Below are 13,287 nucleotides of genomic sequence, written 5' to 3' on the forward strand. Positions count from 1 at the left end.
GCTTCTAGCGGAGATTTCTCCTTCGTCGAAATGACAAACTGGATGGGAACTTTATCTAATACTTTGCGGCTCTGCGACTTTGCGAGATTAAAAAAAAAACTTAGTGTCTTCGCGTCCTCGTGGCAAGAAAATAAAAAACCACGAACTATACCTAAATGCAATTCGTGGTTTAAAAACTAAAAAATAACTTATTTTTAAATGTGATTTCTTTTAAAAAGAACCACAAACATTACCGCCCAAAGTAGGTCCTGCGTTAGCAGAAATATCAGCTTTAACAGCAGTTTTTGCCAATTTCACGATAGAATATGGAGGAGTAAAAGCCGTACCGCTTCCTGCTTGAGTTCCCGTTACATTTGTAAATACATTATCAGTAGCTGTAACTGCAGTATAACCCGTCATTAAATCGATTGGATTTTTTACGCCTTCAAAAACATTGCTTTCTACGCGAATATTTGCTTCAAATCCTGCTGCGATACATTTGTTGCTTACCGTACTGTTAAAGAAACTGTTTACAATATGAACTTGTCCAAAACGAACTCTAGGCATTCTTTCTTTACATCCTGGAGCCCACCAGCATCTTGCAAATGTGATTCTTAATTTTCCGCGATCTGCAGTTGCGCCGTCGCTAGAACCAATTAAATTAGAAAACCTATGATCGTCAGTTCCGCCAGAACCTCCTGCTTTTGGTGGTTTTAGGTAATGGAATTTAGAATACGTAACCGATATATAATCTGATTTATTTTTGATGTCGAAGTTTCCGTCAACGCCATCTCTGAATTCGCAGTGATCTACCCAAACATTAGTACATTCATCCAAAATGGCATTATCCCAACCATCAGTATCATAAGCGCCAGGGCCTTCAAAAATCAGGTTTCTGATGATGATGTTTTTGCATCTTTTGATGTTGATAATTCCAGAAGCATCTTTGGTCTGATTTGTCGAAACCAGTTTTGCTCCGCTTGCGCCATAAATCGTTTTTCCGGTCTGATCCTGAAATGACAATCTTGTAGTAACTGTGATTGTTCCTGAAACTTTAATCACTTTTACAGAAGTGTTTTCAATAGCCGATTTAAGCTGAGCGTAAGTGGTAACTGTGGTTTCGGCAGCAGAACCTCCTCCGGTTGTACCTCCGTTTTGCGAAGCCCAACCAGGAACCTCAGCGCAATTTCCGATTTTACCTGTCGGATTGGTTGCAGAGACCTCAGCCGCTGTTTCGTTTGTTGGTTGAATACTAGCTTCTGAGTTTGAAGCGATTTCTTCGGAGTTACACGCCGTAAATCCGAAAATCAATGCTGCAGCGAACATTGAAAGTGTTGATTTTAAGTTCATAATTAAGTTTGGTTATTTATAAAAGTTTAACAACGCAAAACTCAATATTATTTGGAGGAAAAAAGTTGAACAAGTTCAAACTTTCGCAAAAAAATCAGCGAAATTAATTTTTTTAACAGTTCTAAATTTACAAAAATGTATTTTATGTCTATTTTTACGTAATCGATTACATTAATTTAAGCCCTTAATTAATAACGAGTTGAAAAAACAAATTTAGACCTCACAAAACCACAAAAACCACAAGATGTACAACCTACTAAGAACAAACATTGAGCGAAAGATTCCGCTCACAGATGAAGAATGGGACATTATTGTCTCAAAAGCAGAACTCATTAAACTTAAAAAGAATCAATTCCTACAAATCCAAAATTCGAACAACAGTTACGAAGGATTTATTTTAAAAGGATCGTTCAAAACCTACATTTTAAACGAAAACGGAACCGAAACTGTCATTTTCTTCTCATTTGAAAACGAATGGATGTGCGATCTGGAAAGTTTTTATCACCAGAAACCAACCACATACAACATTAAAGCAATTGAGGACAGCGAAATCGTAGTTATCAGTAAAATGCAAAAAGCGTATTTGTTTGCCGTAATTCCAAAACTGATTAAGTTTCATGTTTTAATGATCGAACGCGCCAATGTTGCCATTCAGCAACGGCTTTTAGATGTGCTGCATAAAACCTCAAAACAGCGTTATCTTGATTTTAAAGAGCGTTACCCGCAAAAAGTGAGCTCGATTAACAATAAGAATTTGTCTTCCTATTTAGGCGTTTCTCATGAGTTTCTTTCAAAGATAAAAAGGAGATGCTAAGGTGCTAAGATTCTGAGATTCTAAGTTTTTATTTCACGCAGATTTTATAGAGATTAAAGCACTAATCTCATTTTTGTCATTCCGACGAAGGAGAAATCTTCGCAAGATGCTCTACAAAGATTGGCGAAATACTTTACGGAGCCACTTGTGGAGATTTGCTTCGCCTGTTCGCTGTCGCTCGGGTCTCCTTCGTCGAAATGACAAACTGTATGGGAACTTTATCAAAAAACTTTGCGCCTCTGCTCCCGATAGCTATCGGGATTGCGAGATTAAAAAAACTTAGTGTCTTTGTGCCTTCGTGGCTAAAAACGTAATTAAAAATCCAATATTCCAAACAGACATTCATTAGAAAAATGAAGCATTACATTTTCCTTTTCTTGATTTTCAATAACCAATAAATCATTGATTTCTAAACGGTATGGTTTTTCATTGATTGTGATAACTGTTGAATGCAAAGAAAATACAATCGCTATTTCAGCATTACAATTCTGATTGCTATTTGCTATTTCCAGTTTATGATCGGATATTTTTTCAGAAAGCATCCAATTAAAATCAGTGCCCTTGGTGAAAGAAGTTACCTCATCATCCGAATTAAATTCCATGATTTCATATTTCTCATATGCCTTTTTTTGTTTGTTTACCTCAACATTTAAGCGGTTATCGAGCATAACCAAATATCGGTGATAGCCTTTAAATTTGGTAAACTCTGAAGGCGTTTGCTCTATTGTAGCACTGCTTATCCTAAAACCAAAATCTCTATCGGCATAAATTGCGGTTTTTGGATAAATCATATATTCATACGTCAATCCGCCGCTCCAAATAGAGGGTTTTGTGTCTTTTTTAGAGAAAAGTTGTATGTTCATTTATTAAATATTAAAATGATTTTATTCTCATTTTTTGTCCTCCTGAGCGAAGTCCAAGGATCATAAGTAGCTCGACAAAGAAACTAAACTTTGCTGAATAGCTTGGCAATCCTTCGACTTCGCTCAGGAAGACAAACTGTATGGAAAGCATCATTAAAAAAACTTCGTGTCTTCGCGCCTTAGTGGCAAAAAAAACTTAAATACTTTTCTCCAAATAAATAAACTCCAAAGGTTCAGCAGAAACGGTCGTATGAATTTCACTCTCAGGGAAAGCTTCACGTTTTCCGGTATCTACATAACCATGACGTTTGTACCAAGCCACAAGTTCCTCGCGAACCGAAATAACCGTCATAATAATACTCGACAATCCTAAAGATTTAGCATGATTTTCGGCTTCAGCTAAAAGTTTTTTCCCGATTCCGCTGTTTTGAAGTTCTGGCGAAACGGTTAGCATTCCTAAATACAATTGATGTCCTTTTTCGACCAATAAAACCGAACCGATGATTTTATCATTCTCAGTAAATTTCAGAATAGTATTTTTTGAATCAAGAAAGATTTCTGTCATTTCCTGTTCGTCGGTTCTTTTTCCTTCTAGTAAATGCGCTTCGGTTGTCCAGCCTTTTTTTGAAGTTTCACCTCTGTATGCTGAATTGATTAAGATGGTTAATGCTGGAATATCTTCGATTGTTGCTTTTGTAATCATATATTGTTGTAAAATGTGAGATGTAAAATGTGAGATGTAAAATGTGAAATTGAAATTTGGGATGTAAAATTACAATTTGGGGCGTAATGAAAAACAAGATTTTAAATTTATGTAAGTAAATATTTAAAGAAAATTCTAGAAATTTGTATAGAACACAAAATCAATAAAGTATGAGTAGAATACACTTATTTGAGTTTGAAGATCAGCAATGGCTTCCAGAGTTTATTAGAAATTACATGACCGATTTTTTGCAGTTTCTTTCTAATAAAACTGCTATGTATAGAGGAATTGTTCCTGTAATAGAAAAGGCTTTAAAAGAAAGCCAAACCAATCAAATTATAGATTTGGCTTCGGGCGGTGGCGGTGGATTGATTTGGTTAAACGCCGAATTGCGAAAAAACAATCCCGACTTAAAAATTCTGCTGACGGATTATTTTCCTAATATTCCTGCATTCGAACATACTCAAAAACAAGCCGATAATTTCGATTTTGTAAAAACTTCCGTCGATGCCAGAAATGTTCCTGAAAACTTAAAAGGACTTCGAACGCAGTTTTTATCTTTTCATCATTTTAAACCGAAGGATGCTCAGCAGATTTTGCAAAATGCAATTGACACAAACAGTTCGATTGCTATTTTTGAAGGGCAGGAGAGAAGCGCTCCAAGTATTATAGCGATGCTACTTTCGCCAATTTCTGTTTTGCTGACAACACCTTTTATTCGTCCGTTTAAAATTGGCAGAATCATTTTTACATATCTCATTCCAATTGTGCCCATTTTGGTTTTGTGGGATGGCGTAGTTTCGTCTTTAAGAACTTATTCTGTAGAAGAAATGAATGAATTGATTTCTAAATTAGATAACAAAGACAGTTTTAATTGGGAGGTTGGAAAAGTGAAATCTGGACCTGCAAAGATTTTGTATTTGTTGGGAACTAAAAAATGAATTGCCTACAGCTTTAGCTGGAGGAAAAAAATTAAATAAGAAAATGGCTTTAGCCTAACATCTTGTTTTTGGCTAAAGCCGAGTTTGGCATGAAAATATAAAACCTCCAACTAAAGTTGGAGGCAACTCATTTTTAATATTGTAAATAAATATTGATTTGTCTATTTGTAAACTTGATAAACAATAATTTATGTGAAATATGAAATGCGTATCTTACAAAAACAATTTTGTTTTTTACTGAAAATTTATTTTCGTTTAAGAATTTTAAATATCTTTGAATTATGAGTACAGCAACTAAACCAAGACATATCGGCAGAAATATAAGCCGTATCAGAGAGCTTAAAGATATGAAGCAGGATGCACTGGCATTGGCTTTAGGCATAAGCCAGCAGATGGTTTCGAATATTGAAAACAGCGAAACGGTTGATGAGCAAAGATTAATTGAGGTTGCAAAAGCTCTTGATGTTTCTGTAGAAGCTATTAAAAACTTTTCGGAAGAAGCGGTTTTTAATATTATTGGAAATACTTTTCAAGATCATAGTGCAATTGCTTCAGGTGATTACAATTGCAATTGTACTTTTAATCCTTTAGACAAAGTTGTTGAACTTTACGAACGTTTGGTGCAAGCTGAAAAAGATAAGGTTGAGTATTTGGAGAAGTTATTGAATGGGAAATAAACGTTTTGAAGATATATTAAATTGAAAAGAGACCTATTAAAGGTCTCTTTTTTTTGTATCAAACTAGTGCGAGTATGCTAGTGAAATTTAAAAGAATATCTTATTCATTAAGTCCCAATGGTCTTAAAACTGATGCAGAAAATCGTTCTATGATTCCATTATCATTATGTGCTTGATAAGGTACTTTATCAAACTCATTCCATGATTTTTGCAATATATTTAGATAGTCTTGTGGCCTACTAATAGGCCCCCTATCAAGATCTTTTGGATTTAAAAACATTTGTTCTATCCATATCATTGAAGTGATTGCGCCAGTATTATCAGAATAATGAGAAAAATCAAAATATTTAGATAAAATTAAATTCATTAAACTACTTTTAAAATCTTCCGAAATAAGAGAGTTATTTGTTTGACATATCTGAGAAATACAATTTCCTAAACATCTTATTGTATCAATAACGCGATTATCATTATTTTGTTCTTTTGATAATTCTAGCCATTCTGTCATAATTGTGAACTTCTCTTCTATTACAAAATGAATAAATGAAGGGTAACTGCTAGTCATATCGTATTCATTATCGTCTGGTATAAGTTCTATTAAATGTTTTAAGAAATATTGGTAATAAAATAACCACATGTGCCATTTGTTATTTTGAAAAATGGTTTCTCTAACCATATAATTAAAATATACAATTGCAATATAAATTTTTTGATTCCACAAATCGTCTTTTATATCTGAATCATATTTTCGGCGCAAAAAAACTTTTTGTTCCTCATCGTACTTTAATGATTTTATTGCTCCTTCACCAACTGGATACCAAACATTATTAGCTTTAGCTGCGAGAGTATGGGCTAATAAAGAATATGAAATAGGTAATTTGATGTGTTCATTTCTCTCCTTAATTGAATCGTAGGAATCATTAAGAATTTTGAGTTCTTGTATGAGCGACTGGTTTTTAGATTCAAAAATGCTTTCAATATAAAGTTTTACGAGTGATTGATTAGACGATTTTTCAGTCTCCATGCCACTAAATGCTACAGTAAATAATTCAGGATATTTATTTGCTGAATTTTTTACAAATGTTTCATTTTGCAGTATGTTTCCATAAACCCAAGAAGCAAAAAGGATTCTCTTGGGTTTAGTTAATTTTTCATAAGCCCAATCTGATTCAGTTCTACGTCTTAAGACAATATCTATATTTTCTTTTTCTGGTAAATTTGATAATCCTTTTAGATATTTATGTATATCCAAAATATGATATTTATTTATGAAATTGACAAGTAAATCAATTTCAGATTCTTTTAAGTAGGTTTTATAAAGATCAATTAGATTTTTTAAACGAGACTTTGAAAAAAAACCAAAAGCAACGTTGATTATAGGATATGTAATTACGAGTAATGAAACAATATATGCCCAAATTAAACTAGGAATACCTTTTTCGGTTGTAAACATAGATAGAGAAGGAAACCAAGTAGTCAAAATCCAATCAAATGACATTAGATAATGTATAAAAAAGAGGGAGAGAATAAATATTAAAATTTCAAATTTAGAAAAGAATGATAAAATGAATTTTGCTTGTTTTTGAGGAACTAATGCCCATACAGCTAAACCTAGCCCAAGTATTGTTAAAAAATCTGATGTTTCCATTTTGATGATATATTTTTATATTTAAAAAACTGAATTTTCTTCAGTCCATTCATCTTTATCGTAACTTGAAAAAATTGCTGCATCGAGTAAACATGGATAAATATTTGCTTTTTCACAAAGTTCTTGAATGCCTTCTGAAATAAATTGATAAAAATAAGGGTCTGAAAGTCCTGCTGCTGTTAATTTTATTGGAAAGCGATTTTTATTTAGCCAATCACTAATTCTACTGTCTAAAGGGATTTCATATTTCGTAACTCCGAGAACTTGAAGAAAATTTCGTGATTGTTTTGGTCCAAAACCTTTTATTTGTTGTTGAACATTATTAACTAAAAAAAACTCGATTTCTTTTTCTGTTTTTTCATTATAATTATTTGTGATATTGTTTAATATCTCCCAATTATTTGCAGTTAAAATTTGTAAGTTTTCTTTAAGATGTTGAGCAATAACAGTAGATCTTCTTAAGCCACCAAAATTCTTTAAAACCCTTTCTACTTCAATTTCTAAAGTGTCTAGATTTTCTAAACAAAAATTTAAATCTAAAGGAAAAGGTTTTGATGCGCAGAAGAGAGAAACTCTGCTATTTGGACCAGATTTTTGCTGACTAGTTAAAAGACAAACAATAATTTTTTCCCACAGAAATTCTTTTGTGAGATTTAATCCTTGTTTGTTTATATTTCTTCTTTCTCTAATTCTTACAAAAGTGTTGTTTTCATGTTTATTATAAAACTCTTTTACTGAATTAATCAATGTTTGATCAATTTCCCAAGTTAGCCTCCAGGGTTTTTCTAATTCATCCATATTTTATAAAAATCATTTTTAATAACTAATTCAAACATACAAATTACTTCTCACATGCATAAAAAAGCCACAAATTACAAGAGTTAAATCTGTATAATCTGTGGCTTAAAATTTTTAAAAATAGAAGTTTTATTATCCTAAGAAACTCTTCAACTCCTCATAAGTCCCAATCTTCACACTAACCTTCTCCTCATTAATAACACTCTCAATTTGAGCAGGAATAGGAAGTGTAATTCCCAAAGCAGGTTCAACCACATCTAAGAATTTAATAGGATGTGCTGTTTCTAAGAAAATACCAATGGCGTTGGGGTGTTTTTCCAGTTCTTTTTTCAAACCTAAATAACCCACAGCACCGTGAGGTTCTGCAATATAACCGTCTGTATTGTAGATTTTCTTTAGCGCTTCAAGCGTTTCTTCATCCGTATAACTATAAGAAGAAAAGTCTTTTTCAAAAGCTTTTAAATCATTATTGTACAATTCCTGAATTCTAATAAAGTTGCTTGGGTTTCCAACGTCCATGGCGTTAGAAATTGTCGCTTTAGAAGGTTTCGGGTCGTATTTCCCGTTTTCTAAGAATCTTGGCACGGTGTCATTTACGTTTGTAGACGCTACAAAATGTTCAATTGGCAAACCTAATTTCTTTGCCATAATTCCGGCGCAGATATTCCCGAAGTTTCCACTTGGGCAAGAGAAAACTAAAGGTTTGTTTTGGCTTTTCAAGGCTTTGTAAGCAAAGAAGAAATAAAACATTTGCGGTAACCAGCGTGCAATATTAATAGAGTTAGCAGAAGTCAGGTTTTTGTGTGCTAAAGTTTCATCCAAAAACGCTTTTTTCACCATATCCTGGCAATCGTCAAAAACACCGTCAACTTCAAGCGCTTTAATGTTTTGCCCTAAAGTAGTCAATTGTTTTTCCTGAATGTCGCTCACTTTTCCTGACGGATATAAAATGACAACATCAACACCGTCAACGCCAAGAAATCCGCTTGCAACGGCTCCGCCTGTATCTCCAGAAGTCGCTACTAAAACAGTGTTTTTAGAATCTTTTTTGTCTTTATTGAAATATCCCAAGCAACGCGACATAAAACGCGCTCCAACGTCTTTAAACGCCATTGTTGGCCCATGAAATAATTCTAACGAATAGATTCCGTTTTCGATTTTTACGACAGGGAAATCAAAAACTAAAGTTTCAGTAATGATTTCTTTTAGTTTTTCTGCTGGAATTTCGTCACCAACAAATTGTTTGATTGCTTCAAAAGCAATTTCTTCATGGCTTAAACTTTCGATTTTATCAAAAAAAGAAGGATCAAGCGGTGTTATGCTTTCTGGGAAATATAATCCTTTGTCAGTTGCTAATCCTTGTATAACGGCTTCTTGAAAAGAAACTTTTGGGGCATTATGGTTTAAACTGTAGTATTTCATTTCTATGGCTTTACGCTGTAAGCAATATGCTTTAGGCTTTTCCTATGTTTGCTTATAGCTTTTGTTTTTATTTTTAATTATCTCTTCGTTTTGTCAGGCTGAGCGGAGTCGAAGCCCCGCAAAGTATAGCACGCCATGTTTGTCATTTCGACGTAAGGAGAAATCTTCGCAAGTAACTCCGCAACGTTGAACCAATCTTTGTCGAGCTTCTCGTGGAGATTTCTCGTTCCTCGAAATGACAAACTGCACGGTTATACTTTGTGTCCAAACTTTGCGTGGGCTTCGACGGAGTTTATCCTGAGGAACGAAGGGCTCAGCCTGACAAACTTTGTCTTAATACTTAATTCTTTTTACTTAATACATCTCACATTTTACATTTTACAAAATCCTAACTCCATCAGGATTAATCTTCGAAACGTGAATTTCATACGGCAAATTCATTTTTTCGTAAACGTCGCTCATGGCTTTTGCGATTTTTTCGGCGGTTTCTTTTCCTCGGCTTAAAGCGAAAATTGACGGGCCCGAACCTGAAATTCCAGAACCTAAAGCGCCGTTTTCGTAAGCCGTTTGTTTGATTTGGTCAAATCCTGGAATTAAAACGCTTCGAACTGGCTCAACGATTTCGTCGTGAAGCGATCTTCCGATCAAATCGTAATCTTTGGTATAAAGACCTGCAACCAATCCGCCTACATTTCCCCATTGCGTGATAGCGCTTTTTAGGGAAACATTTTGTTTTAAAACCGAACGTGCATCAGACGTTTTTAATTCAATCTGCGGATGAACAACTGTTGCGTACAATTCTTCTGGGCTGTCAATTCTGATAATATCCAAAGGCGAATAACTTCTTACCAAAGTAAATGCGCCTAAAAGGGCAGGAGCAACGTTGTCGGCGTGAGCGTTTCCGCTGGCTAATTTCTCGCCCTGCATCGCAAATTGAACCAAATCTTTACGAGAATAAGGTCTTCCTAATAATTCATTAATTCCGAAAACCGCTCCGGCAGAACTTGCCGCACTGCTTCCGATACCGCTTCCGGCTTTTATGTTTTTATAAATTTCGATTTCGAATCCAAAGTCCAATTCGTCTAAAGTTTCAAGCATTGCCAAAGCCGCAACTCCAGAAACGTTTTTCTCGGTTTCCAAAGGCAAATCGGCACCGACAATTTTAGTGATTCGAACTCCTTTTTGATCGACTTTTCGAACAATCATTTCATCGCCCGCATTGTCTAAGCAAAGTCCCAATACGTCAAATCCGCATGAGAGGTTGGCGATAGTTGCTGGGCAAAATAGTTTTATTTCTTTCATTTTTTTGGTTTTTGCCACGAAGGCACAAAGTCACAAAGTTTATTTTTATAGTTTCTGAGATGCTAAGTTTCTAAGATGCTAAGTATAAAAAAAAACTTAGAAACTTAGCGTCTTAGCGGCTAAACATTACCGATACGAATCACGTCAGCAAAAATTCCTGATGCTGTTACCGCAGCTCCGGCTCCGGCTCCTTTGATCAATAAAGGCTGATCTACGTAACGATCTGTGTAGAAAAGCACGATATTATCTTTTCCTTCTAAATTGTAGAAAGGATGATCTTTTGGAATGAATTGCAGACCAACGCTTGCTTTTCCGTTTTCGAATTGCGCTACGTATTTCAGTCTAGAATCTTTAGCTAAAGCTTCTTTGTAAATGCCTTCAAAATGAGATGCGTGCTTGATTAACGATGCAAAGAAATCTTCGTTGTTTGTTGTTGCTAAACAATCTGCAGGCAAAAATGATTCATTTGCAATGGCGTCAATATCCATTTCGTAACCGCTTTCGCGAATTAAAATTAGGATTTTACGAGCAACGTCAATTCCGCTTAAGTCAATTTTTGGATCTGGTTCTGTGAAACCTTGAACTCCCGCTTCTTTTACCACGTCGTGGAAAGAGTTGTTTTCGTCAAAATTGTTGAAAATAAAGTTCAAACTTCCAGATAAAACGGCTTGAATTTTATGCACTTTATCGCCAGAAGCGATCAGATTTTTTACTGTATCAATAATTGGCAATCCCGCACCAACATTCGTTTCAAATAAAAACGGAGCGTTGTATTGGCGAGATAAGCTTTTTAATTTTTTATAGTTGTCGTAAGCAGAAGAACAAGCAATTTTATTACAAGTTACAACCGCAATACTTTCTTTTAAGAATTTCTCGTAAGCTTCAGAAACCGTTGCATTTGCAGTGATATCCACAAAAATACTGTTACGTAAATTCAGTTCTTTTGCCTTTTTGATAAATTCTTCAATGCTTGCTGGTTCGCCTTCTGCTAAAGCGGCATCCCAATTTTTTAAAGAAATTCCGTCTTCGTCAAAAATCATTTTTCTTGAATTAGACAAAGCAATTACACGAACATTAATCTTTAAATTATCTTTTAAGAACTTTCTTTGATTGTGAATCTGTTCAATGAATTTTTCGCCCACATTTCCAACTCCCATTACAAATAGGTTCAGCTGTTTGGTGTTTTCTTCGAAGAAGTTTTCGTGTAAAGTATTCAGCGCTTTTTTAACGTCTCTTTCGTTAATTACAGTCGAAATATTTCTTTCAGAAGCACCTTGCGCGATTGCACGAATGTTTACGTTGTTTTTTCCTAAAGTGCTGAACATCCTTCCGCTTAAACCTTGGTGATTTTTCATGTTTTCACCAACTAAAGCAATAATGCAAAGATCTTTTTCTACATAACAAGGATCGATTTTGTTTTGCGAAATTTCGATTTCAAAAGCCCTGTTAATTGCAGCTTCAGCATTATCAGCATCTGAATTCAAGATTCCGATACAAATTGAGTGCTCAGAAGAAGCCTGAGTAATAAAAATCACGTTGATTTTTTCCTGAGACAATACTTCAAATAATCTTCTAGAAGAACCCGCAACTCCAATCATTCCCGGACCTTCAAGAGTTAAAAGCGAAATATGATCAATATGGCTAATTCCTTTTACAACAGTATCTTTTGATGAAATCTGATTCGAAATTAAAGTTCCCTCAGCTTCTGGTTCAAAAGTATTTTTGATTAAAATCGGAATGTTTTTTCTTAAAACTGGCTGAATTGTTGGCGGATACAACACTTTTGCACCAAAATGCGATAATTCCATCGCTTCTTGATATGAAATAGTTGCAATTGGCTGCGCTTGTTTTACAATTTTAGGGTTTGCAGTAAACATTCCGTTTACATCAGTCCAGATTTCTAATTGTTCCGCATTGATTGCACCAGCGATAATTGCTGCAGTATAATCAGATCCGCCACGTCCTAAAGTTGAAGTGATTCCATCTAAAGTCTGCGCAATAAATCCAGGCAAAATGTTGATTCTTGATTGATTAGAAGCAAAATATTCTTGGATTAATTTATTCGAAACTTCGAAGTTAACTACAGCTTTCCCGAAGTTATTATCTGTTTTAATTAATTCGCGGCTGTCTTTGTAAACCGCATCTTTGCTGATTTGCTGATACGCTTGAGCGATGATGAAAGACGAAAGTAATTCTCCAAAACTTAAAATAGTATCGGCAGTTCTTGGAGATAATTCACCTAAAAGGAAACATCCGTCTAATAAAGTTTCTAAGTGATTTATGATTCTTTTTACATGACTTAAAAGACTGCTTTGTTCGCTTACGGGAATCAGTTCTTTAAGTGTGTCAAGGTGTTTTTTCTCGATTTCAGCAACAACATCTCTAAAGCTTTCGTCGTTTGCCGCTGCTTTTGCCGCTGCTGATTGCAATAGATCGGTTACTTTGCTTAATGCAGAAACTACAACAACTAATTGATCTTGTTTTGCTTTTTGGTTAACAATGTCGAGAACGAGTTTTATATTTTGAGCATTGGCTACCGAAGTTCCGCCAAATTTTAATACTTTCATTTTGTGATATTTTTTAATAAGGAGCAGAGATTTTGAGTGACAAAGGTTCAAAGATTATCAACTCTGAACTGAAACTTAAAACTGCGACTTTTTTTTCTTTGTAAATGTTTTTTATGTATCCATTAACTCTCTTCTTTCAAGAAAAAAGTATAGGTAACCTAGGATTATATGTAAAAATGTATACCCCTAAGGGGTAGTAGTTGTTGTAGTAGTAATAATGGTA

General features: G+C 34.5%; 11 protein-coding genes. 3 read left to right on the forward strand and 8 right to left on the reverse strand.

Translation table 11 applies throughout. The annotated features are described in order from the left end of the window. Positions 1 to 210: 210 nt before the first annotated feature. Positions 211 to 1,329, reverse strand: a complete 1,119-nt coding sequence (locus ACNRYB_RS12680) for a pectate lyase family protein (protein WP_473727456.1) — start codon at positions 1,327 to 1,329, stop codon at positions 211 to 213. 244 nt (positions 1,330 to 1,573) lie between these two features. Here ACNRYB_RS12680 and ACNRYB_RS12685 point away from each other — a divergent pair, with 244 nt between their 5' ends. Next, positions 1,574 to 2,143: a Crp/Fnr family transcriptional regulator gene (locus tag ACNRYB_RS12685; RefSeq protein WP_473727457.1), complete on the forward strand. Its 570-nt coding sequence runs from the start codon at positions 1,574 to 1,576 to the stop codon at positions 2,141 to 2,143. Positions 2,144 to 2,457: 314 nt separating this feature from the next. On the opposite strand, the gene ACNRYB_RS12690 is transcribed toward ACNRYB_RS12685, so the two are convergent. After that, positions 2,458 to 3,006 (reverse strand): HutD family protein, encoded by a 549-nt coding sequence (locus ACNRYB_RS12690; protein WP_473727458.1) that lies wholly within the window; start codon positions 3,004 to 3,006, stop codon positions 2,458 to 2,460. A gap of 196 nt (positions 3,007 to 3,202) precedes the next feature. Next, positions 3,203 to 3,709: a GNAT family N-acetyltransferase gene (locus ACNRYB_RS12695; RefSeq protein WP_473727459.1), complete on the reverse strand. Its 507-nt coding sequence runs from the start codon at positions 3,707 to 3,709 to the stop codon at positions 3,203 to 3,205. A 170-nt stretch (positions 3,710 to 3,879) separates the two neighbouring features. On the opposite strand from ACNRYB_RS12695, the gene ACNRYB_RS12700 reads away from it, so the two are divergent. Next, the gene (locus tag ACNRYB_RS12700; protein ID WP_473727460.1) at positions 3,880 to 4,650 is read left to right on the forward strand and encodes a response regulator; all 771 of its coding nucleotides are present in this window, start codon (positions 3,880 to 3,882) and stop codon (positions 4,648 to 4,650) included. 281 nt (positions 4,651 to 4,931) lie between these two features. Continuing rightward, complete coding sequence (locus ACNRYB_RS12705; protein ID WP_473727461.1) at positions 4,932 to 5,327, forward strand: helix-turn-helix domain-containing protein; 396 nt, start codon at positions 4,932 to 4,934, stop codon at positions 5,325 to 5,327. Between the two features lie 100 nt (positions 5,328 to 5,427). Here the strand turns inward: ACNRYB_RS12705 and ACNRYB_RS12710 are convergent, their stop codons facing one another. The 5 genes from ACNRYB_RS12710 to thrA all read right to left on the reverse strand — a co-directional run bounded on the left by ACNRYB_RS12710 (position 5,428) and on the right by thrA (position 13,064). Further along, the gene (locus ACNRYB_RS12710) at positions 5,428 to 6,975 is read right to left on the reverse strand and encodes a hypothetical protein (protein ID WP_473727462.1); all 1,548 of its coding nucleotides are present in this window, start codon (positions 6,973 to 6,975) and stop codon (positions 5,428 to 5,430) included. A gap of 21 nt (positions 6,976 to 6,996) precedes the next feature. Continuing rightward, a complete protein-coding gene (locus ACNRYB_RS12715) occupies positions 6,997 to 7,773 on the reverse strand; it encodes a hypothetical protein (RefSeq protein ID WP_473727463.1) in 777 nt (258 codons plus the stop codon). Positions 7,774 to 7,905: 132 nt separating this feature from the next. Beyond that, positions 7,906 to 9,195: a threonine synthase gene (gene thrC, locus ACNRYB_RS12720; protein WP_473727464.1), complete on the reverse strand. Its 1,290-nt coding sequence runs from the start codon at positions 9,193 to 9,195 to the stop codon at positions 7,906 to 7,908. 378 nt (positions 9,196 to 9,573) lie between these two features. Continuing rightward, a complete protein-coding gene (locus tag ACNRYB_RS12725; protein ID WP_473727465.1) occupies positions 9,574 to 10,497 on the reverse strand; it encodes a homoserine kinase in 924 nt (307 codons plus the stop codon). A gap of 119 nt (positions 10,498 to 10,616) precedes the next feature. Further along, on the reverse strand, positions 10,617 to 13,064 hold the full coding sequence (thrA, locus tag ACNRYB_RS12730) for a bifunctional aspartate kinase/homoserine dehydrogenase I (RefSeq protein ID WP_473727466.1): 2,448 nt from the start codon (positions 13,062 to 13,064) through the stop codon (positions 10,617 to 10,619). Positions 13,065 to 13,287: the final 223 nt, after the last annotated feature.

The organism is Flavobacterium sp. CR10, assembly GCF_055814415.1.